Genomic DNA, 22,132 nt, shown 5'->3' with positions numbered 1-22,132 from the left:
GAGCCAGCGCACATTCGACCACCGTTCATCTGCGTAACGTCGCCGTGACAGAGAGGGAGGCGTCGGCGAAGCGGCTTGCGACTTCGCTTGGCCCAGTGATCGCACTGACGGCGTCATAAGCAACGCGGAAGCCGCTCTGTAAGCCGCCGTCTGCGGTCGCGCGCGGCCGGCATGGTTAACCAAAGCTGAAATCAAGACGTTGAAGAGTCTTTAAGTAAATTCACCGAACCTGCCGCGCATGACGCGCGGAGTTCGTTTGTATCTCGTCGGCTCCATCGTCCTCGTTTCGCTCGCGGGTTGCGGACGCGGCTTGTTCCAGGCCGGACGTGAACCGTGGCGAGCCGAGGCCGAAGCGGCGTGCCTGAAATCGGGCGCCGTGAAAGAGAGTGCGGACATCGTCCGGATCGAGCCGATCTCCGGCCCCGGCATGTGCGGCGCCGAGTTCCCGCTGAAGGTCGCCGCCATCGGCGACCCTTCATCGAGCTACGGTTTCGCCGACGAGGAGCTGCGCCCGCCCGGCAGCGTCGGCAACCAGCCGCGCTGGCCGGTGAGGCAGCCGCAATCGAACTATCCGGCATCCCCCTATCCGCAGCGGTCGAATTATCCCGAGAGCGCGGTGCGTCAGCCCTCCGGCTATGGCGCGTCCGGTCCGGTGTCGCTCAGCGCGCCCGGCGTGGCGCCGCAGGAAGACGAGATCGACCTGCCGCCCGAGGGCACCGATGCCGCGGGTGCGGCGCGCTACATGAATGCGCCGAGCTATCCAGCGCGGCAGCCCGGGCCTGCGCCTTATTCGCAAGCGCCCGCGCCACAGCCACCGCCGCGACTCGGCCCGGCGCAGGGCGACCCCGTCGCCGCCGTCGGTCCCGTCGCGATCAAGCCGACCGCGACGCTGGCCTGTCCGATCGTGTCCGAGCTCGACCGCTGGTTTGCCGACAGCGTGCAACCGTCGGCGATGCGCTGGTTCGGCCAGCGCGTGGTCGAGATCCGGCAGATCTCGGCCTATTCCTGCCGCGGCATGAACGGCAACCCACACGCCCACATTTCGGAGCACGCCTTCGGCAATGCGCTCGACGTCGCCGGCTTCACTCTCGCCGACGGCCGCCGCATCTCGGTGAAGGATGGTTGGCGCGGCCTGCCGGAAGAGCAGGGCTTTCTGCGCGACGTGCAATCCGGCGCGTGCGCGCATTTCACCACGGTGTTGGCGCCGGGCTCGAACGTCTATCACTACGATCACATTCACGTCGACCTGATGCGCCGCGCCAGCCGTCGCCTGATCTGCCAGCCGGCCGCCGTCTCCGGTGAAGAGGTCGCCGCGCGCGCCCAGCAGCGCAGTCCTTATGCCAACAACCGTGATTCCTCCGTGACCGGCGCGCTCGGCACGCGCAAGAGCGGCAAGCACGAGAAGATCAACGAGGAAGACGAGTTCTCGGACGATTAGCGGACACGACCCAAAATGCCCTCCGATCTCGTCCGCTATCTCACCCACCCGCAGGTGCAAATCGATCCCGCCGTGCCCGTTCCGCAATGGAGCCTGAGCACGGTCGGACGGGCGCGAACCGAGATGATCGCGAACGCAGGCTGGCTTGCGGGCACCACGCAGATCGTCGCCAGCGGCGAACGCAAGGCGATCGAAACCGCGGAGATCATCGTGAGCCGGCTCGGAATCATGATCGAGATCCGGCAGGCCATGCACGAGAACGATCGCTCGGCGACGGGTTTTCTAAAGCCTGCCGAGTTCGAAGCGGTTGCCGATCAGTTTTTCGCAGAGCCAAATCTCAGCGTGCGCGGCTGGGAGCGTGCCATCGACGCACAGGCGCGCATCGTCCGCGAAGCCGAAGCGGTGCTGGCACGCAATCGGCGGGGCGATATTCTGTTCGTCGGCCACGGTGCCGTCGGCACGCTGCTGTTCTGCCACATTGCCGGTCATCCCATCGACCGCGTCCACGATCAGCCGGCCGGTGGCGGCCATGTCTTCGCCTTCGCGCGCAACACGCGCCAGGTCCTGCATGCCTGGCGCAAGATGGAAGAGAGCGGGGCCTGGCTCTGCTGAGCTAGAACATCATTTCGATGTCGGCTTCGACGGTGCCGGGGCGAACCCCATGCACAGCTGCACCTCGGCCGGGACGTTGTAGGTTCGCATGATATGGCGGCTGTCGCGCAGGCCAGTCGCCTCACGTTGCACCACGAACATCCAGAGCGCCTGGCCGGCTTCCATCACCAGCTTGCGCCTGGCCGGCTGCATCGAGGCCGGTATTTCCGAGTGCGCGTGCGCCTCCGAGAGCGCGTGGGCATCATCGAACGCGCGCAATTGCGCCAGCGCCTGTTCGAGCGTGCGGCCCATTCGTCCAAGCGCTGAGGCCTGTTCCTGGACGATCTCATAATGAAGGACATCGACCGGCGGGCGAAGATCACGGGACATGGCGCTCAATATAATGCGGCGCGAGCCGCATGCGCAACGCGTGGCCGGCTTCAGCTCACTTCGCCCGGTATGCCGCCAGAAACATCCGCGTTGCGCTGTCGATCACTTCCATCATGCGTTGTTCCGACGGCGGCGGCGCGGCCTGGAAGACGAAAGGCAGGAAGAGTGAGGCCTTGCACAGTTCCATGAATTGCGAGGCGGCAAGGTCGCAATCGTCGATCGCGAGATCGCCGGGGGCGACATGGGCTTTGAGATATTCGGACAGCCGGCTGATGGTCTTGTCCAGCACGCAAAAATAATAGCGGCGGCCGACGTCGGGCATGCGCTCGGCGATCGCCATCACGGTGCGGATCGCCGACCCGCCGCCGGGGCGGCAGAGCAGGCGATTGTAAGCGAGAGCGAACTCCCTCAACGTGGTCTCGGCGTCGCGGGCGGGGTCGAAATTGAACACGACTTGGCCGTGCTGGAGCGCCTCCTCCTCGAGGATGGCTTCGAACAGCGCGCTTTTGTCGGCGAAGTAGACGTAGAGGGTGCCCTTGGAGACGCCCGCCGCCCGCGCGATCTCGCCCATGCTGGCCCCGTCAAAACCCAGATCCATGAACACCTTACGGGCGCCGGCCAGGATCTGGCGGCGTTTGGAGCTGTCCTCGTCCGGGAGCGCGTGAAGTTGTTCGCGGTTGGGTGCAACCATTGGTTTAGGGTCTCGGAAGGTTTTGGAGCGGGGCTTGGACTAGGAAACGCAAATAAAGGATTCGGGCCAGTAGGGTCCGACCTGGGAATATTAAGTATATTGACCGAACCGTTCGGTCAATGGTATTTGGGGTGGGCGAGCGGGACAGCGGCCGTGCGACGGCCGCCCCGGGTCGCATTTTTATTGGGGAGGCCTTTATGGCCACGTCGAGAGACCAGGCTGCGCGCGTCCTTCGCCAGGAAGCGGTGGAGACGACGGCGGCGGACGATGAAGCTGCGACCGGGACATCCGTAGCCCTCGCCGGGCAGCTGCGCTCTCATGTGGCCGAAGAAACCAAGCGTCGCACCAACGAGGCGCCGGAGAAGCCCGTGACCGACCAGCCGGCCCCGACCGCATCCGTCGCTGCCGCGCCGAAATCCGGCAAGCGCAAATTCGTCATGATGGGCATCGGCCTCGTGCTGGCGCTCGCGGCGGCAAGCTATGCCGGCTACTACACGTTGGTCGGCCGCTTCTTCGTTTCCACCGACGACGCCTATGTCCGCGCCAACAACACCATGCTGGGCTCGCGGGTGGCTGGCCATATCTCCTCGATCCTCGTCGGCGACAATGCGCTGGTGCATGCCGGCGACACCGTGCTGCGCATCGATGACGGCGACTACAAGATCGCCGTCGATGCCGCCGCGACCCGGATTGCGACCCAGCAGGCCACCATCGACCGCATCGGCCGCCAGATCGCGGCGCTCGACAGCCAGGTCGCGCAGGCCCAGGCGCAGCTCGTCTCCGCGCAAGCGGGCCTCAAGCGCGCCGATCTCGACTATGAGCGGCAGCAGGAGCTGAGCAACAAGGGCTTTGCCTCGCGCGCCACGTTCGAAACCTCGCAAGCCGGACGCGACCAGGGCGCTGCCGCAGTCGCGGCCGCGCAGGCCGCCTACGACGTCGCCGTCAGCAATGTCGATGTCGCCAAGGCACAGCAGGCCGAAGCCCGGGCGCAGCTCGCCGAGCTCAAGACCACGCTCGCCAAGGCCGAGCGTGACCTTTCCTTCACGGCGGTGCGCGCGCCGGTCGACGGCATCTTCTCCAACCGTCTCGTCAGCGCCGGCGATTTCGTTGCCGTCGGCCAGCGCCTCGGCAATGTCGTGCCGCTCGACGATGTCTATATCGACGCCAATTTCAAGGAAACGCAGCTCAAGCGCATCCGCCCCGGCCAGCCGGTGACGATCAAGGTCGACGCTTACGGCATGCGCAAGTTTTCCGGCGTCGTCGACAGCATCGCGGCAGGTTCGGGCTCGGTGTTCACGCTGCTGCCGCCTGACAATGCCACCGGCAACTTCACCAAGATCGTGCAGCGCGTGCCGGTCCGCATCCGCGTGCCAAAGGCGGTCGCCAGGCAGAACCTGCTCCGCGCCGGCATGTCGATCTACGCGACCGTCGACACCAACAAGGGTGCGCCCGACGCCGACAGCGAGATCGATCTCGACGATCCCACCATGATCCATCCGCAGTAAGCGCGGGAGGACAACTATGCTCGGCGCGAGCACCGCTTCGTCCTTCACCTCTCCCGTAGGGAAAGGTCGGATCGCATCGCTTGATGCGATCCGGGTGAGGGGCTTCGCTCTCTCGTGGGACCTGAGCCCCTCACCCGGCGCTACGCGCCGACCTCTCCCCGGCGGGGAGAGGTGTACTCAACTCGCAGCCTGCTCCAACCCGAGCTAACCACCATGGCGAACGCCACGACTGCTTCACCTGCCATGATGGCGGCCGCCGCTTCGGAGCGCATCGCGCCGAAGCGGATGATCGCCTTCATCATCATGGTGTTCGGGATGTTCATGTCGATCCTGGACATCCAGATCGTCTCGGCCTCCCTCAGCGAGATCCAGGCCGGCCTGTCGGCGAGTTCGAGCGAAGTCTCCTGGGTCCAGACCGCCTATCTGATCGCCGAAGTCATCGCGATTCCGCTGTCGGGCTTCCTGTCGCGCGCTTTCGGCACGCGTCTGCTGTTTGCGATCTCGGCGGCCGGCTTCACCGTATCGAGCCTGCTTTGTGGTTTTGCCACCACCATCGAGGAGATGATCCTCTGGCGTGCGCTCCAGGGCTTTCTGGGCGCCGGCATGATCCCGACGGTGTTCGCCTCGGCCTACACCGTCTTTCCGCGCTCCAAATTCCACATCGTCGGTCCCATCATCGGGCTGGTCGCGACGCTGGCCCCGACCGTCGGGCCGACGGTCGGCGGCTACATCACCGATCTGATGTCATGGAACTGGCTGTTCTTCATCAACGTCGTGCCCGGCATCGGCATCACACTCGGCGTGTGGGCGCTGGTCGATTTCGACGAGCCCCATTTCGAATTGCTCGACCGCTTCGACTGGTGGGGCTTGATCTTCATGGCCGGCTTCCTCGGCACGCTGGAATACGTGCTGGAGGAGGGGCCGCAATATGAGTGGCTGCAGGACACTACAGTGGCGATCTGCGCCTGGATCTGCGTCGTCTCCGCGATCGCGTTCTTTGTGCGCGTCTTCACGGCGGCCGAACCGATCGTCGATCTCCGCACCTTCTCCAACCGCAATTTTGCGGTCGGCAGCACGCTGCAATTCTGCATCGGCATCGGACTCTACGGCCTGACCTACATCTATCCGCGCTATCTTGCGGAGGTGCGTGGCTACAGCGCGCTGATGATCGGCGAGACCATGTTCGTCTCGGGCATCACCATGTTCCTGGTGGCGCCGCTGGTCGGCCGGCTGATGGCGAGCGTCGACATGCGCTACATGGTCGCGTTCGGGTTGATCGTGTTCGCACTCGGCTCCTATCAGATGACCTGGATCACGCGCGACTATGATTTCTACGAGCTGTTGATCCCTCAGATCCTGCGCGGCATCGGCATGATGTTCGCGATGGTGCCGACCAACAACATCGCGCTCGGCACGCTGCCGCCGGAGCGGGTGAAGAATGCCTCAGGCCTCTTCAACCTGATGCGCAACCTCGGTGGCGCGGTCGGTCTTGCCGTCATCAACACCGTGCTCAACGACCGCACCGACCTGCATATCACGCGCCTGCAGGATCGCGTGACCTGGGGCAATGCGACGGCGACCGAAACCCTGACGCTGCTCCAGCAGAAATTCCAGGGGCTCGGCGACTCCACGCTGATGGCGATGAAGCAGCTCAGCCAGATCGTGCACCGCCAGGCGGTGGTGATGAGCTTCGGCGATGCCTTCTTCATTCTGACGCTGTTCTATCTCGGCCTCAGCGTGCTGGTCACGCTGCTGAAGAGGCCCGCCTCGCCGTTCGGCGCTGGCGGCGACGCGCACTAGGTCCACGTCTACGCGCACCAAAATGCAACACTCGCGCGTGATCTCGCGCGAGCCAGGTTGCCATCGCGAACGGTACATCTATAAAGCGCTTCGTCGTAGCTCGAACCGGGGAGGATTTGCATGATTTCGTCATCTTCGCAGATCGCACACTCGCGTTCGATGTTTTTGCTCGGTGTGTGTTCGGCCCTTTAGAGGCCCTTTCCGCCAGCTTCGATTGGGTTCTGTTTCCCGATCGCTTCGCTTCCCAAGCCAACATTAGCTGACGCCGTCCCGGCCCCTCGCGGCCGGCCCGCGTCCATCGATGGAGCCGGCCCGCGCCAAAGCGGCCGGACGAGGCCATGACCGCTCTGTTAAAAAAGCCCGCGGCTATCCGCGTGGTCCTGCCCTTCGTGTTCCGGCACTGGCTGAAGCAGCCGGGGCGCACGCTTGCCATCGCCGCCGGCCTGTTAGGGGCGACCGTCGCCGACCTGTTCATGCCGGTGTTCTCAGGGCATCTGGTTGACGCGCTGACGCGCGGGCCGTCCGATCCCGCGGCGCGCCATGCCGCGCTGGTGGCGCTGGGCGGCATCGTCGCGCTAGGCGCGGCCTCCATGGTGCTGCGCCTGACCGGGCTCCAGCTGATCGTGCCGTTCACGTTGAAGATCATGTCCGACGTGGCGCAGGACGCCTTCCTTCGCGTGCAGCGCTTCTCGACCGACTGGCACGCAAACTCCTTCGCAGGCTCGACCGTGCGCAAGATCACGCGCGGCATGTGGGCGCTCGATTTGTTGAACGACACCATCCTGCTGGCCCTGGCGCCATCGCTGTTCGTACTGATCGGCTCGATGATCCTGCTCGGCGTGCACTGGGCCTCGCTCGGCGTGGTGATCGCGCTCGGCGCGCTCTCTTATGTCACGATGACGGCGCTGTTCTCGACGCGCTATATCGCGCCGGCCGCGCGAATCTCCAATGCCTGGGACACCAAGGTCGGCGGCACGCTGGCGGATGCGCTGACGTGCAACGCGGTGGTGAAGTCCTTCGGCGCCGAAACGCGCGAGGATGCGCGGCTTGCCCGCGTCGTCAAGCGCTGGCGCACGCGCGTGCGTCGCACCTGGTTGCGCTACAACTACACCGCCATGTCGCAGCTCTCGCTGCTGCTGTGCCTGCGTGCCTCCGTGATCGGCGGATCGGTATTGCTGTGGATGTCAGGGCGCGCTTCGCCCGGCGATGTCACTTATGTGCTGACGAGCTATTACGTCATCCACGCCTATCTGCGCGACGTCGGCATGCACATCAACAACCTCCAGCGCTCCGTCAACGACATGGAGGAACTGGTGGCGATCCATGACGAGCCGATCGGGATCGCGGATGCCGCCGATGCGCGGCTGATTGCGATTGCGGGTGGCGAGATCGTGTTCGACGACGTCACTTTCCACTATGGCGGTCATCACGCGCCGCTGTACGACGGGCTGTCGGTCCGGATCCGTCCCGGCGAGCGTGTCGGCCTCGTCGGTCGCTCCGGCTCCGGCAAGACGACCTTCGTCAAGCTGGTGCAGCGGCTCTACAACGTCACCGGTGGTCGTGTGCTGATCGACGGGCAGGACATCGCGCTCGCCACGCAGCAATCGCTGCGCAGCCAGATCGCGATCGTGCAGCAGGACCCGATCCTGTTTCACCGCTCGCTCGCTGAGAACATCGCCTATGGCCGGCCGGGCGCGAGCCTGGAGGCGATCGAGCAGGCGGCGCGGCTGGCGAATGCGCATGACTTCATCCTGCGCCTGCCGAAGGGCTACGGCACGCTGGTCGGCGAGCGCGGCGTCAAACTGTCGGGCGGCGAGCGGCAGCGCGTGGCGCTGGCGCGTGCCTTCCTGGCGGACGCGCCGGTGCTGATCCTGGACGAGGCGACGTCGAGTCTCGATTCGGAATCGGAGGCGCTGATCCAGCAGGCGATGGAGCGGCTGATGAAGGGCCGCACCTCGATCGTGATCGCACACCGGCTGTCGACGGTGCGCAGTCTCGATCGCATCCTGGTGTTCGACCGTGGCGAGATCGTCGAGCAGGGCACGCATGCCGTGCTGGCGGGCAAGTCCGGTGGAATCTATCGCAGCCTGTTCGAGCGCCAGGTGGTGGAGCTCGGGCAAATCGCAGCAGCGGAATGAGGCGCGCGGCGGCGGGGCGAAAGTCCCGCCGTCACGTCGCCAGAGGAAGAAATGTCATGAAAGACCTGACGAACGGTTCAATCGTGAGACACATCCTGGCGATGGCGCCGCCGATCATGGCCGGCATGGTCTCGATCATGATCTGCCAGCTGGTCGATCTGTACTTCGTGTCGGGATTGGGCGATGCCGCGGTGGCGGGCGTAGCCGCGGCCGGCAATGCCGGCTTTCTCATCAACGCGCTGATGCAGGTACTTGGCGTCGGCACGGTGGCGCTGATTGCGCACGCCGTGGGGCGCAAGGACCGGTCGGACGCCAACCTGATCTTCAACCAGGCGGTCGCGCTGTCGATGCTGTTCGGCCTCTTGACCTTGGTCGCGGGAGCGGCGCTGTCGCGCCTCTATATGCGTTCGATTGCCGCGGACCAGGCGACGATAGAGGCGGGAACCACTTATCTGCTGTGGTTCATGCCGGCGCTCGCGCTGGAATTCGTCATGCAAGTGATTGCATCCGCGCTGCGCGCGACCGGCATCGTGCGTCCCGCCATGTTGGTGCGGGTCGTCGCGGTCGTCATCAATATCGCGCTGGCGCCGGTGCTGATCTCGGGCTGGGGCACCGGCTATGCGCTCGGCGTTGCCGGTGCGGGGCTGGCGAGCTCGATTGCGGTCGCTATCGGTGCCCTGATGCTGCTTGCCTATTTCCGCAAGGTCGAGCGTTATGTTGGCTTCAATGCGACGCAGTGGCGTCCGCAGCCTCGCCAATTGAAGCGCATCCTCAATGTCGGCCTGCCTGCCGGCGGCGAGTTCGCGATGATGTTCATCCTCATGGCGGTGGTCTATTACGTGCTGCGCGATTTCGGTGCGGCGGCGCAGGCGGGATTCGGGATCGGGCAGCGGATGCTCGGCCTGATCCAGATGCCGGCGCTTGCGGTTGCGCTGGCGGCCGGGCCGATCGCCGGCCAGAACATGGGCGCTGCAAACGGCGCGCGCGTGCGCGAAACCTTCGTCAAGGCGGCGCTGACGACCACCGTCATCATGATCGGCTTCATGATCCTTGCGCAGCTGAAGCCGGAGCTCTTGCTCGCGGGGTTCTCGAACGACCGGGAGACGATGGCGATTGCCTACCTGTTCTTGCGGATCATCTCGCTCAACATGGTGGCGCAGGGGCTGATCTTCACGTGCTCGAGCATGTTCCAGGGCCTCGGCAATACCAAGCCGGTGCTCCTGAGTTCGGCGACGCGGGTCCTCACCTATTCGCTGCCGGCGATCTGGCTCTCGACGTGGCCGGGCTTCCGCATGGAGTATGTCTGGTACCTGTCGATCGCGGCGACCACGCTCCAGGCTGTTCTCAGCCTGTGGTTGCTGCGCCGCGAGTTCAGGAAACGTCTTGCGTTGCCGCCGAAGGAGAAAGCTGCTGAGCCAGCGAGCCCCGAACCCGTCGCGCCTCTCGCCCGCGAGCCGGCGTAACGACAGCTTGTTCCATCCCCGCGGCTCCGGTTAATTTGCCGGGCTGCGGGGATGGTGGGCTCCAGAAGGACTGAATGAACGGAGTGACGAACGAGCAGCGGCCGACGTCCTGGCTCTCGGCGATCTGGGCGGCCCGCTACCGCACGCCGGCCCGCTTCGCCGCGTTGGTCGCGCTGCTGCTGCCATGGACCACGACTGGGCTGACTTTTGCACTCGTGCCCTGGCTGATCGCCTTTGCCTTCATCGATCTTCGCGAATTTCCGCGCGCGTCGCTTCGCCCGGTCTGCCTGCTGCCGATCGCGCTCGTCGTCCTCGCCGCTGCAGGCACGCTCTGGTCGGACGCACCCTGGCCGGAACGAATCCATGCGATCGGGCCAGTGGCAAAGCTGCTGGTGATCCCGCTCCTGATCTACCAGTTTGAGCGTTGGCCCTATGGTAACTGGGTGTTTTCCGCGTTCCTGGCATCCTGCGCGCTGCTGATGCTGTACTCCTTCGCCGTTGCGATCGATCCCGACCTTTCGCTGAAACTCTATCTGTCGCGCGGACCCTACAAGATCGAGAGCGGGGTCGCCGTGCGCAACTATATCGACCAGAGCCAGGAGTTCGGGCTCTGCGCGATCGCGCTGGTCTATCCGATCGTGACCCTGTTTCGTGAAGGCCACGCACGCATCGCGGCGCTTCTTGCGACGTTGTCGCTCGGCTTTCTCGTCAACATGATGTTTGTCGTGGTCTCACGGACGGCGCTGGTCACGCTGCCGGTCCTGGTTGTGGTATTTGCTCTGCTGCATCTTCGCCGGCGTACGGCTTTGCTCGCCGCGAGCGGGATGATGTTGATTGCGGTCGCTCTCTGGGCCGTCTCGCCGCATCTGCGCGCGACCGTTGCGAAGTTCGGGGATGACTATGAGACGAGTGTGCAGGACAAACAGGTCAGCGGCATGGGCTCGCGTCTGGAATATTGGCGGAAATCGCTCGGGTTCATCGCCGACGCCCCGCTCATCGGCCACGGCACCGGCTCGATCCGCGGCCTGTTTGCGAGCGTCGCTGCTGATACGGAGGTCGATCCGTTGCGCGGCGAGATCGTCGGCAATCCACACAATCAGACGCTCAGCGTTGCCGTGCAGTGGGGCGTGGCGGGCGTGCTCGTTCTCTACGCGCTGTGGTTTGCGCATTTACTGATGTTCCGCGGCGAGGGGCTGGCCTGCTGGATCGGCCTGCTGGTCGTGGTGCAGAACATGCTGTCCTCGCTGTTCAACACCCATCTGTTCGATTTCACGCCGGGCTGGATCTACGTGCTCGGCGTCGGCGTCGCCGGCGGCATGGCGCTCGCGAAGAAAACGAAGGGCTAGAGCCTTTCGCGTTCCGATGGAATCGGAACGGGGCTCTAGATTCTTGTTTTGACGCGTTTTCTTGACGCGAACCGGTATCCACTTCGCTCGAAAACGCTTTAGAGCGTACCGAGGCTGTTCCAGACCAGGGAGGCGCCCGACAGGAACAACAGACCGAGCACGACATCGCCGAAATGCTTGTCGCTCAGCGCGTGATAGACGCGCGCGCCCAGCCATGCGCCGATCAGCGTGCCCGGGAATGCGACCATCGCCAGCCAGACCACCTTGAATACGACAAGGCCAGAGGCCGTCTGCAATACCAGCGCGGTCGCGAGCACGGTGAAATTGAAGAGCTGGAAGATGCCGCGCCGCTCGTGCTTGTTCCAGCCGCGGATGTTGGCCCACAGGATCGGCAGCGGCCCGGACAGTCCCGCAAGGCCACCGAGGATGCCGCCGGCAAAGCCGATCGCGCCGTCGGCGATACGGCCGCCGAAGGTGATGGCGAGCGGCTTCTTGTTCAGGTACAGCGCGCTGGAGAAGATCAGCAGCAGCACGCCGACGCTCAGCTTGAACACTTTCGGGTCGGCGGAGGCAACCAGCATGGTCCCAATTGGCACGCCGATCAGCCCGCCAATCAGGAACGGCCATACCAGCGAGAGGTCAAAACTCTTCCACATCGACGGCAGCGTCGAGGTCTGCGCGATCACCGAGCAGATCAGCACCAGCGGCACTGCGAGCGAGGGCGGCAGCACGTAGAGCCAGATGCCGAGCGCCATCAGCGCCGTGCCGAATCCTGCCAGTCCGGAGACGAAGCCCCCGGCCAGCGCGCCGAACAGGATCAGCGCGTAGTAGGACGTTTCCACCAGTCAATTCCTGTCGTTACCGGCGATCCCGAAGCGGTGATCGCCGCTTCGCGCATAGCACAGATGCGGCCGCCGAGGTCAATTTCAAAACCGCACGCAAGCGTGATCCGGAGGCGCCGAAAAGTGCGGGCGTTTCCGGAAGGCGCGCCTACATCGACAGCGTACAGCAATTCTTCGGACACCTGCCGCAAGTCACATCGCGCTTGGATCCGGGTGCCCGTTAAATGATGGAGCATGATCATGACCCGCACGAGCATTGCCATTGCGGCCGCGCTGTTGTCGGCGGCGACCTTGATGCCGAGGTTGGCGCAGGCGCAGTTTTCCGAGCCGGCCGCCTATCAGGCCGCGCATCCCGATCGTGACGTGCTGAACGGCGGGCAGCTCACGCCGGCGGGGCGCGCTGCCCGCGGCGAACCGGTCGTGTCGAGCGATGCCTACGCGGCCTATCCGTCGCCCGTTGCGCCAGCCGTCCGCACCCGCCATCGCCGCCAGCATCGGTAATTTTTGCTAGACGATCTGCCTCGTATCGGCGGGCTTGTGCAGCGCGCCGACGAGGATGCGCAGAGCCTCGGTCAATTCCGATCTGTTGCGCGCGGCGCCGAGCGAGACCCGCGCCGCGTGCGGCGGTGGTCCGTCGATCGCGAACGCGTCGCCGGCAACGATCGCGAGCCCGTTGCGCAGGAGATACGCCGCGACGTCCGGTCGCCCCTCCGGCAGTTTCAGCCACAGATGATGCGCGGCCGGCTTCGCCTGGTACTGAAAACCCTTTAACGCGCGCTGCGCCAATTGCTGGCGGCCGATGGCCTCGTTGCGGATCGCGGTGATGATGCGGTCGGCGACGCCGGTCTCGAGCCAGTGCGTCACCAGTGCGACCATCAGCGGTGCCGGCATCTGCACGGTTGCTTGCAAATGGCCGCGCATCTGCAGTTGCGCGCCGCTGTCGGGCGTCAGCAGATAGGCGACGCGCAACGCCGGTGCGATGCATTTCGACAGGGTGGTCGCAAGATATGTCCGCTCCGGGATGAGATTTGCGATCGGCGAGGCCGAGCGATCGAGCAGCCCATAGGCATCGTCCTCGATCAGAACCGTGTCGGCATCGCGGATGATCTTCGCGATCGCGCCGCGCCGCTCGGGGGCAAGCGTCGCGGTGGTCGGATTGTGCAACGTCGGGATGAGATAGACGGCCTTCGGCCTGTGCGTGCGGCAGGCCTTCGCCAGTGCATCGGGCAGGATGCCGCCGTCATCCATGGCGACGCCGACAAGCCTGACGCCCAGCTGCGCCGCCGCGGCCTTGATGCCGGGGAAGGTGAGGGCTTCCGTGAGTACGACGTCGCCAGGCCGTGCGAGATGGGCGAGCAGGTTGAACAGGATCGTCTGCGCGCCGGGAAAGATCACGAGCTTATCGGCGTGTGCGTGCGGAACGCGGGCTCGCAGCCATCGCGCAGCGACCTCGCGCTCATGCGCGCTGCCACCGGGCGGCTGGTAATTGAGGAATGCGGTCAGGCCCGATTGCGCGCGAATGGCTTCGAGGCCAGCGATGATGCGCTCGTCGAGCTGGGCTTCCAGCGGATGCGGCGGCACGTTCATCGAGAGGTCGATCGCGACCGGATGTGGCAGGTCGACCGCACGGCGCGCGCTGGTCTCCGACACGAACGATCCCTGGCCGACGCGGGCCTCCATGATGCCGCGGCGCCGCGCTTCGGTGTAGGCGCGCGTCACCGTGGTGAGGTCGATGCCGAGCGCCCTGGCCAGCGATCGCTGCGTCGGCAGTTGCTGTCCTCGCACCAGCCGGCCTGCGGCGATGTCGGCTTCCATGGCTTCGACGATGCGCTGGTAGCGCGGCCCGCTCAGCTCCGAAATTGTAGGGGTCCAGTCCATGCAATTTAGGCCCGTACCTTTGAATGTATGGATGCAAGATATTATTGTATGGATCATCAGAACGGAAGAGGTGTCGTCATGGCGACCGGTTCAGTCTCTCTGGCAAGGGCGATGTGGCGCGGCTTTCGCGGCAAGTGCCCGAACTGCGGCGAAGGACATATGTTCGGCCGTTTCCTCAAAGTCGCTGGCGCTTGCGATCGTTGCGGCGAGGAGCTGTTCCATCAGCGCGCCGATGATTTCCCCGCCTATCTCGTCATGGTCGTGGTCGGACATCTCGTGGTGCCGGCGATCCTCGTGGTCGAAACCGCCTATGCGCCGCCGGTCTGGCTGCAGTTGGCCGCGTGGCTGCCGCTGACGCTGTTTGCCTCGCTCGCATTGCTGCAGCCGACCAAGGGCGCCATCGTCGGCCTGCAATGGCAGATCGGCATGCACGGCTTCGAGGCGAGCAAGCTGCGGCGCCAACCCGGTCAGCTGGCGCCCGTGCTGGTGAAAGCGCCGCGCGCAGCCTGACGCGCGCCGCGGCGTTTACATCGCGCGTTCGGCCGCTACACTCCATCGGATCAAACAAGAACGATGGAAACGCCGATGGTCTCACGCGCAAAAACCTTCCTGCTCTGTCACGGCGCGTGGTCCGGCGGATGGGCCTGGAAGAAGATGCATCCGCTGATGGCGCAGGCCGGCCACCGCCTGGTGGCACCGACCTACACCGGGCTCGGCGAACGCGCCCATCTCGCCAGTCCCGCGATTGATCTCGAGACGCACATCCAGGACATCCTCAACGTCATCACATTCGAGGATCTCAGCGACATCGTGCTGCTCGGCCACAGCTATGGCGGCATGGTCGCGACCGGCGTTGCCGATCGCGCACGTGATCGGGTGACACAACTGATCTATCTTGACGCCTTCGTGCCGCGCGACGGCCAGTCGCTGTTCGACTTCAATGAAGACGGGCGCGAGCCGAGGCGCAAGGCGGCAGCCTCGGGCGACGGCTATCGCATTCCGCCGAACCCGCCGCCGCCGGATACCCCGCAGGCCGATCTCGATTGGCTCAACGCGCGCCGCATCAACATGCCGATCAAATGTTTCCAGACCAAGCTGAAGCTCCAGCACGGCGAGCCGGCCATGCCGCGCAGCTACATTTATTGCAAAGGCATTCCGCCGGGCGACGTGTTCGGGCAGTTCGCGAAGCGCGCGAAGAGCGAGGAGGGCTGGCGCTATTTCGAGCTCGACGCGAGCCATGCGCCGAACGTGACCGCGCCGGAGGCGTTGATGGGCGTGTTGGAGAAGATCGTCGCCTGACCACGCCCCGAAATGGTGAGGGGTCCGATGCGTTGGCATCGAACCCCTCGTCACTTCTAGTAACACGCGTTTTCTTCATGCGAACCGGAAAACCACTTCGCTCGAAAACGCTTTAGAATATCAGCCGGCCTGTAAGCCGGGTTCTGTAAGGCACCGTCCGCTTGCGCAAACGATACGTGACGGCCATTCCTCTGGGACCATGTTTGCACATGGCCTCGAGCAACCTACCCGGACGGCGGGCCTGACATCGCCCCGCGGCGTTATCGCTTGCGCGATCGGCCCGCATTTGCCGTCCCTATTCGGTTTTGCTCCCGGTGGGGTTTACCATGCCGGCTCCGTTGCCGGACCCGCGGTGCGCTCTTACCGCACCTTTTCACCCTTACCCGCCTACGCTGCTTGCGCAGCGACGGCGGGCGGTTCGTTCTCTGTGGCACTTTCCCTAGGGTTGCCCCCGCCGGACGTTATCCGGCACCGTATGTCAAGGGAGCCCGGACTTTCCTCTCCGACGGCCTTTCGGCACCTGCCGGAGCGGCCGTCCGGCCGACTGACGGCCTAGGCAATGGGCATTTATGACGGTTTCGTCAAGCAAAGATCGCCGCGCACGCGGCAGCGTAAATAATTTATCCTGAACATGTCGTCGGGCGCGCCCCCCGTTCGACTGGATGCCGGCGATCCAGCCGAACAACAGGAGTTGAGCGATGCAGTATCTGTTGCTGATCTACCGGAACGAAGCGGAATTGAGCAAGATGACCCCCGCAGACCGTCAGGCGATGTCGGCGGAGTACGGCACTTACACGCAGTCCATCGTCCAGAGCGGCCATTTCAAGGCCGGCGACGGGCTTCAGCCGACCACGACGGCGACCACCGTGCGCGTGCGCGACGGCAAGACCCTGACGACCGATGGTCCGTTCGCTGAGACCCGCGAGCAGCTCGGCGGCTATTATCTGGTCGAGGCCAAGAATCTCGACACCGCCATCGCGCTGGCTGCGCGGATTCCCCACGCCAAGGAGGGATCGATCGAAGTCCGGCCGGTGATGATCTACGACAAGTGATCTCGCCCGCTCACATCGACAAGATCTTCCGCGACGAGGCGGGGCGGGCGCTGGCCACCCTGATCCGCCTCGTCGGTGATTTCGATCTGGCCGAGGATGCGCTCCAGGATGCGTTCGCGGTTGCGCTCGAACGCTGGTCGGCGTGCGAGCTGCCGGACAACCCGCGCGCCTGGCTCGTCAATGTCGGCCGCAACAAGGCGATCGACCGCATCAGGCGGCAAGCGGCCTTTCGCGGCAAGCAGCAGGCGCTCGTGCACGAGCTCGAGTCGAATGCGCAGGCATTTGATGAGCCGCCGGCGATGCTCGACGACGACATGCTGCGGCTGATCTTCACCTGCTGTCATCCTGCGTTCGCGCCCGAAGTCCAGGTCGCGCTGACGCTGCGCACCGTCTGCGGCCTCTCGACCGCGCAGGTCGCACGCGCATTCCTCGTCAGTGAGGATGCGATGGGGCAACGGCTTGTGCGCGCCAAGCAGAAGATCAGGCTTGCCGGCATTCCCTATGAAGTGCCCGAGCGCGACGCGCTGGCGCCGCGGCTCGACGGCGTGCTCGCCGTGATCTACCTCGTCTTCACCGAAGGCTATGTCGCAACCTCAGGCGCGGACCTGATGCGGCCCGATCTCGCGGTCGAGGCAATCAGGCTCGGCCGCCTGCTCGATCGGCTGATGCCCGATCGCGCCGCGATCAAGGGCCTGCTGGCGCTGATGTTGCTGCACGATGCGCGCCGCGCCGGGCGCGAGACCACGGCCGGCGACATCGTGCTGCTGGAAGAGCAGGACCGCTCGCTCTGGGATCGCGCGCAGATCGCGGAAGGCTTGCGTCTCGTCGATGACGCGCTGCGCGTGCCGGGCCGGCCGCAGCCCTATGCGGTGCAGGCCGCAATTGCCGCGCTGCATGCCCGCGCGCCGAACTTTGAGGAAACCGACTGGCCGCAGATCGCCGGGCTTTACGAAGTCCTGCTGCGCATCAATCCGTCGCCGGTGATCGAGCTCAACCACGCCGCCGCAGTTTCGATGGTCGATGGGCCTGCGCGCGCGCTCGATCTGGTGGACGCGATCGCTGCGCGCGGCGGGCTCGATGGCTACGCGCTGTTGCCGGCCGTCCGCGCGGATTTGCTGCGACGGCTGGAGCGGAAGCAGGAAGCGCACGAGGCCTATGCTGCTGCGACAGAGGCGACGCAGCTCGAGCCGTTGCGACGGCTATATGCGCGGCGGGTGAGGGAGATGGACAACTAGCGCCGTCACGTCGACGCGACAGCGGTCCCATCCGCCGGCAGGCTCGCCAGCAGCGCCTGCAAGGTTGACAGCGTCGAGTGATCGGCGACGCCGTCCAGGCGCGCCGGACGGAAGTGGCGCTGGAAGGCGGTGACGACTTCCATCGTCGATGCGTCGTATTTGCCGGTCAGCGGCACCCCATAGCCATAGCGTGCCAGTGCCTGCTGAAGGCTCAGCACCTCGTCGCTGATAGTGCCGAGCATCAGGGTTTCGGCGCGCACGATCGGCGCGGGCGTCACCCAGTGACCGACGCCGGAATTGGCCAGCGAATGCCAGGGAAATTTTTCGCCAGGATCCTTCTTGCGCGCGGGCGCGACGTCGGAATGACCGAGCACCCGTTGCGGCGCCACCTTGCGGCGGAGCATGATGCCGCGACAGAGCGCGATCACGGCGGCGATCTGGCGCAGCGGATATTCCGGATAGCCCCAATCGTGCCCGCGATTGATGATCTCGATCCCGATCGAGCAGGAGTTGATGTCGTCCTCGCCAGCCCAGGACGAGACGCCGGCGTGCCAGGCGCGCCTGGCCTCCGGCACGCATTGCACGATGCGGCCGTCCTCCAGCACGACATAGTGGGCCGACACTTCGGTGCCCGCCGTGCACAGCCGCGCCAGCGCGCCCTCGACATCGGGCATGCCGGTGTAGTGCAGCACGATCATGTCGGGCTGCCGTCCCTTGTTGCGCTCGCCATGATTGGGCGAGGGGATGATGTCGGAGACGATCGACGAATCCGGCTCGAATGTCCGCATGTTCGCCGCGGCCTTGGGAACCGGGAGAACGCGCTGACGCTTCGAATCAGTGCCGGATGGCGTGGAACCGGACGACATAAGCAGCTCAAGTCGGACAGGAGAGTGGGCCAAGCCCTTCTCTTTACTATTTCTTTACCGTCCGGTCCGCGCAATCGCGCGACGCGGTTAACGGGCGCATTTTGGGCTCAGTGTGTGGATGACGCATCACCGCCCAATGACGTTTTCGACTTGTAAGGAGCCGATCAACGCTTTCTTAACGCTAAGGGCCGTTACTGAGGGTGAAGAGCCGACCCGCGCCCTGAGGCGGCCAAAAGCGTTTTTGGCTCGAAATCCGATGGCTGCCCGACAAATTCCACTGGGAACACCGGGTTTGCAGCCTGGGACGACCGGGCTCGGCAACCGTGCTGGACAGGGGTTGGGTCGTGGAACCGCCGCGACGCGGAATTATTCGAGGCGTGATGGGCTGGCTCGCCGCCAATTTCAGCTGTGTGTTCGGCAGGCGCGGCGCATGAGCTCCACGTCTCACATTCCTGTGCTCGGCCGCGAGGCAATCGATCATCTCGCGCCGGGCGAGGGTGCCGTCTATGTCGATGCCACCTTCGGCGCCGGCGGCTATAGCCGCGCGATTCTCGACGTGCCGGGAACCCGTGTGATCGCGATCGATCGCGACCGCACGGCGATCGCCGGCGGCGCCGAGCTGGTCGACAGCGCTGCGGGCCGCCTGACGCTGGTCGAAGACCGCTTCTCGAATCTGGCCGAGGTCTGCGCCGCGCAAGGTATCGATGCGGTCGATGGCGTCGTGATGGACGTCGGCGTCTCCTCGATGCAGCTCGATCAGGCTGGCCGCGGCTTCTCCTTCCGCCTCGATGGCCCGCTCGACATGCGGATGGGACAGACGGGGCCGACCGCGGCCGATGTCGTCGCGCGCGCCTCGGAAGGCGATCTCGCCGACATCATCTATCTCTTCGGCGAGGAGCGCCATTCGCGCCGTGTCGCCCGCGCCATTGTAGCGGACCGGCAGGAGACGCCGTTCACGACGACGCGCGCGCTCGCTGATCTCGTCGGCAGGGTCGTTCGTTCAAAGCCCGGAGATATTCATCCGGCGACGCGGACGTTCCAGGCCCTGCGCATCTTCGTCAACGAAGAGCTCGAGGAGCTCCAGACCGCGCTCGCGGCGGCCGAGCGCGTGCTCAAGCCCGGCGGCCGCCTGGTGGTGGTCTCGTTCCATTCGCTGGAAGACCGTATCGTCAAGAATTTCCTCTCCGAGCGTTCCAAGACCGGCGGCGGCTCGCGGCATCTGCCGGAGGTGGCGCAAGGTGCGCCGAGCTTCCAGCTCCTGACGCGGCGGCCCGTGATCGCCGGGGAGGCGGAGCTTGCGCATAATCCGCGTGCCCGATCGGCAAAACTGCGCGCCGCCGAGCGCACCTCGGCGCCCGCGCACGACGATGCCGAGCCGTCGTCCTGGCCAAGACTCTCCGACGTCATGAGGGGTGGCTAGCGCATGCGCATCATCCACCTGCTCGTCATCGGCGCGCTCGTTTTCGCAGCCGCCTATGTCTACCGGATCAAGATGGACTCCACCGCTCGCACCGAGAAGGTGCTGCGGCTGCACGCAGAGATCCGCGAGCAGCGCGACGCGATCGCGCAGCTGCGCTCCGAATGGGCCAAGCTCGATGCGCCCCTGCGCCTGCAGGGCCTCGCCGAGCGGCATCTGCCGCTCAAGCCGATCAACGCCACGCAGTATGATTCACTGAAGAACCTGCCGGACCGTCCGCCGCGGATGTTCAGGCCGGGCGAGCCCGATCCGATCGGGTCCATGATCAACACCATCGAAGCCGCGAGTGATCCGGATAGCGTGACGGGCTCCGTGCCTCAGCCCGAGGACAAGCAATGAGCGGTACGCCTCCGGCCAAGCCAATTGAAAAGCCGACTGAGCCTTGGCGGCAGCGTCTGATCCGCAGCCTGCTTTACGGACGCAATGTCGATCGCGCCGCGAAGGCGCGCGCGCGCGTTGGGCTGGCGATGCTCGCCTTCGCCGCGGTCTATGCGATGATCGGCGGCCGGCTCGTGATGTTCGCGATTGGTGCCGACGCTCATGGCGCGCGGCGCGCCGCTTCGCAGGAGGTGGTCGCGACTGCGCGGCCCGACATCGTCGATCGTAACGGCGCGATCCTTGCGACCGACGTCAAGGCGGCCAGCATGTTCGGCGAGCCCCGCCGCATCATCGACAAGGACGAGGCGATCGAGCTTCTGACCGCGACCGTGCCCGACCTCGACGAAGCCGAGGTGCGCGAGCGCCTGTCGTCGCGCAAGGGTTTCGTCTGGCTGAAGCGCGAGATCACGGCGAAGCAGCAGCAGGACATCCACAAGCTCGGCCTTCCCGGCATCGGCTTCCTGCGCGAGAACAAGCGCGTCTACCCGACCGGCAACGAGGTCGCCCACCTCATCGGTCTGGTCAATATCGACAACCAGGGCATCGCCGGCATGGAGAAGTGGCTCGACAATCAAGGGCTCGCCGATCTCCACCGTGCGGGCTTTGCCACCGACCGCCTGCAAAAGCCGGTCGAGCTCTCGGTCGATTTGCGCGTCGAGCACGCGCTGCGCGACGAGCTGCTCAAGGCCAAGGAGAAGTTCCACAGCAAGGCGGCTTCCGGACTTGTCACCAACGTCAACACTGGCGAAATCATCGCGATGGTCTCGGTGCCGGATTTCGATCCGAACAACCCGAAGGAAGCCCACGACCCCGATCGCATCAACCGCCTGACCACCGGCGTCTACGAGATGGGCTCGACCTTCAAGGCCTTCACGCTGGCGATGGCGCTCGACACCGGCAAGTACGGCCTCGACTCGCTGTGGGATGCGCGCGGGCCGCTGCACTACGGCAAGTTCGCGATCCATGACGACGAGCCGAAGGGCCGCTTCCTCAACATGAAAGAGGTGTTCACCTTCTCCTCCAACGTCGGCGCGGCGCGGATTGCGCTGTCGCAGGGGGTGGAAGCGCACAAGGCGTTCCTGCGCAAAATGGGGCAGCTCGATCGGCTGCGGACCGAGTTGCCGGAGAGCGCCTCGCCGATCCTGCCGCGGCGCTGGAGCGAGCTGAACACCATCACCATCGCATTTGGCCACGGCATTGCGGTCGCTCCGTTGCAAGCCGTGATGGGCGTCAGCGCGCTTGCGAACGGCGGGCTTCTGATTCCCCCGACGTTCCTCAAGCGCTCCGAAGAGGAGGCGCGGGCGATCGCCAAGCGCGTCATCAAGCCCGAGACCTCGGACAAGATGCGCTTCCTGATGCGGCTGAATGCCGAGATCGGCACCGCCAAGAGGGCCAACGTTCCCGGTTACTATATCGGTGGCAAGACCGGCACTGCCGAAAAGGTGGTCAACGGCCGCTATGCCAAGAAGAAGGTGCTGACCGCGTTCACCGCCATCATCCCCGCGGACAAGCCGCGCTACCAGCTCCTGATCATGCTCGACGAGCCGCAGCCGCTCAAGGAAACCTACGGCTTCATCACGTCGGGCTGGAACGCCGTTCCGACCGCAGGCAACGTCATTAGCCGGATCGGGCCGCTGCTCGGCATCGAGCCGCGCTTCGACCTGCCGCCTGCGGACCGCCTTATTCTTGCAGCATCCAGGACAACCCAGTAATCAATCGGGGAGGCCGCAGCCGCTGCTGAGT

Annotated in this window: 20 protein-coding genes and 1 other RNA gene; 15 read left to right on the top strand and 6 right to left on the bottom strand. The window is 65.2% G+C overall.

Annotation, left to right across the window (positions count from 1 at the left end; translation table 11 throughout):
• Positions 1–238 precede the first annotated feature (238 nt).
• Together JJE66_RS01340 and JJE66_RS01335 are read left to right on the top strand one after the other, a co-directional pair.
• Positions 239–1,438: an extensin family protein gene (locus tag JJE66_RS01340; RefSeq protein ID WP_200512337.1), complete on the top strand. Its 1,200-nt coding sequence runs from the start codon at positions 239–241 to the stop codon at positions 1,436–1,438.
• A 15-nt stretch (positions 1,439–1,453) separates the two neighbouring features.
• The gene (locus tag JJE66_RS01335; protein ID WP_200512336.1) at positions 1,454–2,050 is read left to right on the top strand and encodes a histidine phosphatase family protein; all 597 of its coding nucleotides are present in this window, start codon (positions 1,454–1,456) and stop codon (positions 2,048–2,050) included.
• Positions 2,051–2,059: 9 nt separating this feature from the next.
• On the opposite strand, the gene JJE66_RS01330 is transcribed toward JJE66_RS01335, so the two are convergent.
• Together JJE66_RS01330 and JJE66_RS01325 are read right to left on the bottom strand one after the other, a co-directional pair.
• Positions 2,060–2,419: a DUF6665 family protein gene (locus tag JJE66_RS01330; RefSeq protein ID WP_200512335.1), complete on the bottom strand. Its 360-nt coding sequence runs from the start codon at positions 2,417–2,419 to the stop codon at positions 2,060–2,062.
• 55 nt (positions 2,420–2,474) lie between these two features.
• Complete coding sequence (locus JJE66_RS01325; protein WP_200512334.1) at positions 2,475–3,110, bottom strand: TetR/AcrR family transcriptional regulator; 636 nt, start codon at positions 3,108–3,110, stop codon at positions 2,475–2,477.
• Between the two features lie 197 nt (positions 3,111–3,307).
• Between JJE66_RS01325 and JJE66_RS01320 the strand changes: the two genes are divergently transcribed.
• The 5 genes from JJE66_RS01320 to JJE66_RS01300 all read left to right on the top strand — a co-directional run bounded on the left by JJE66_RS01320 (position 3,308) and on the right by JJE66_RS01300 (position 11,362).
• Positions 3,308–4,615, top strand: a complete 1,308-nt coding sequence (locus JJE66_RS01320; protein ID WP_200512333.1) for an HlyD family secretion protein — start codon at positions 3,308–3,310, stop codon at positions 4,613–4,615.
• A gap of 213 nt (positions 4,616–4,828) precedes the next feature.
• The gene (locus JJE66_RS01315; protein ID WP_200512332.1) at positions 4,829–6,415 is read left to right on the top strand and encodes a DHA2 family efflux MFS transporter permease subunit; all 1,587 of its coding nucleotides are present in this window, start codon (positions 4,829–4,831) and stop codon (positions 6,413–6,415) included.
• Between the two features lie 338 nt (positions 6,416–6,753).
• On the top strand, positions 6,754–8,553 hold the full coding sequence (locus JJE66_RS01310) for an ABC transporter ATP-binding protein (RefSeq protein ID WP_200512331.1): 1,800 nt from the start codon (positions 6,754–6,756) through the stop codon (positions 8,551–8,553).
• A gap of 56 nt (positions 8,554–8,609) precedes the next feature.
• On the top strand, positions 8,610–10,016 hold the full coding sequence (locus JJE66_RS01305; protein WP_200512330.1) for an MATE family efflux transporter: 1,407 nt from the start codon (positions 8,610–8,612) through the stop codon (positions 10,014–10,016).
• Positions 10,017–10,090: 74 nt separating this feature from the next.
• Positions 10,091–11,362 (top strand): O-antigen ligase, encoded by a 1,272-nt coding sequence (locus tag JJE66_RS01300; protein WP_200512329.1) that lies wholly within the window; start codon positions 10,091–10,093, stop codon positions 11,360–11,362.
• A gap of 98 nt (positions 11,363–11,460) precedes the next feature.
• Here the strand turns inward: JJE66_RS01300 and JJE66_RS01295 are convergent, their stop codons facing one another.
• On the bottom strand, positions 11,461–12,204 hold the full coding sequence (locus JJE66_RS01295) for a sulfite exporter TauE/SafE family protein (protein WP_200512328.1): 744 nt from the start codon (positions 12,202–12,204) through the stop codon (positions 11,461–11,463).
• 240 nt (positions 12,205–12,444) lie between these two features.
• Between JJE66_RS01295 and JJE66_RS01290 the strand changes: the two genes are divergently transcribed.
• Positions 12,445–12,705 carry a hypothetical protein gene (locus JJE66_RS01290; RefSeq protein ID WP_200512327.1) on the top strand — a complete coding sequence of 87 codons (261 nt, stop codon included), beginning with the start codon at positions 12,445–12,447 and terminating at the stop codon, positions 12,703–12,705.
• A 6-nt stretch (positions 12,706–12,711) separates the two neighbouring features.
• Here the strand turns inward: JJE66_RS01290 and JJE66_RS01285 are convergent, their stop codons facing one another.
• The gene (locus JJE66_RS01285; protein ID WP_200512326.1) at positions 12,712–14,082 is read right to left on the bottom strand and encodes a PLP-dependent aminotransferase family protein; all 1,371 of its coding nucleotides are present in this window, start codon (positions 14,080–14,082) and stop codon (positions 12,712–12,714) included.
• A gap of 78 nt (positions 14,083–14,160) precedes the next feature.
• Between JJE66_RS01285 and JJE66_RS01280 the strand changes: the two genes are divergently transcribed.
• Both JJE66_RS01280 and JJE66_RS01275 read left to right on the top strand, forming a co-directional pair.
• Positions 14,161–14,592 carry a DUF983 domain-containing protein gene (locus JJE66_RS01280; protein WP_246756027.1) on the top strand — a complete coding sequence of 144 codons (432 nt, stop codon included), beginning with the start codon at positions 14,161–14,163 and terminating at the stop codon, positions 14,590–14,592.
• Between the two features lie 75 nt (positions 14,593–14,667).
• Positions 14,668–15,381: an alpha/beta fold hydrolase gene (locus tag JJE66_RS01275; RefSeq protein ID WP_200512324.1), complete on the top strand. Its 714-nt coding sequence runs from the start codon at positions 14,668–14,670 to the stop codon at positions 15,379–15,381.
• A 116-nt stretch (positions 15,382–15,497) separates the two neighbouring features.
• Here the strand turns inward: JJE66_RS01275 and rnpB are convergent.
• Positions 15,498–15,929: RNase P RNA component class A (gene rnpB / locus JJE66_RS01270), an RNA gene on the bottom strand.
• 150 nt (positions 15,930–16,079) lie between these two features.
• Here rnpB and JJE66_RS01265 point away from each other — a divergent pair.
• Together JJE66_RS01265 and JJE66_RS01260 are read left to right on the top strand one after the other, a co-directional pair.
• Positions 16,080–16,433, top strand: coding sequence for a YciI family protein (locus tag JJE66_RS01265; RefSeq protein ID WP_200512323.1), 354 nt, complete (start codon positions 16,080–16,082; stop codon positions 16,431–16,433).
• Entirely contained in the window at positions 16,433–17,668 is a 1,236-nt protein-coding gene (locus JJE66_RS01260) for an RNA polymerase sigma factor (protein WP_200515240.1), read from the top strand. Before JJE66_RS01265 ends, JJE66_RS01260 begins: the two co-directional genes overlap by 1 nt.
• A 5-nt stretch (positions 17,669–17,673) precedes the next feature.
• Here the strand turns inward: JJE66_RS01260 and JJE66_RS01255 are convergent, their stop codons facing one another.
• The gene (locus tag JJE66_RS01255; protein WP_246756025.1) at positions 17,674–18,456 is read right to left on the bottom strand and encodes an N-acetylmuramoyl-L-alanine amidase; all 783 of its coding nucleotides are present in this window, start codon (positions 18,454–18,456) and stop codon (positions 17,674–17,676) included.
• Between the two features lie 508 nt (positions 18,457–18,964).
• Between JJE66_RS01255 and rsmH the strand changes: the two genes are divergently transcribed.
• The 3 genes from rsmH to JJE66_RS01240 are packed head-to-tail and all read left to right on the top strand — an operon-like array spanning position 18,965 to position 22,101.
• A complete protein-coding gene (gene rsmH, locus JJE66_RS01250) occupies positions 18,965–19,954 on the top strand; it encodes a 16S rRNA (cytosine(1402)-N(4))-methyltransferase RsmH (protein ID WP_200512321.1) in 990 nt (329 codons plus the stop codon).
• Between the two features lie 3 nt (positions 19,955–19,957).
• Positions 19,958–20,350, top strand: coding sequence for a hypothetical protein (locus JJE66_RS01245; RefSeq protein ID WP_200512320.1), 393 nt, complete (start codon positions 19,958–19,960; stop codon positions 20,348–20,350).
• The gene (locus tag JJE66_RS01240) at positions 20,347–22,101 is read left to right on the top strand and encodes a penicillin-binding protein 2 (protein WP_200512319.1); all 1,755 of its coding nucleotides are present in this window, start codon (positions 20,347–20,349) and stop codon (positions 22,099–22,101) included. Before JJE66_RS01245 ends, JJE66_RS01240 begins: the two co-directional genes overlap by 4 nt.
• Positions 22,102–22,132 lie beyond the last annotated feature (31 nt).

It is taken from the genome of Bradyrhizobium diazoefficiens (genome assembly GCF_016612535.1).
GTDB classification, from domain to species: Bacteria; Pseudomonadota; Alphaproteobacteria; order Rhizobiales; family Xanthobacteraceae; genus Bradyrhizobium; species Bradyrhizobium diazoefficiens_C.
Note: the sequence above shows the minus strand (reverse complement) of the source record. Positions and strands in the feature narration are given on the sequence as shown.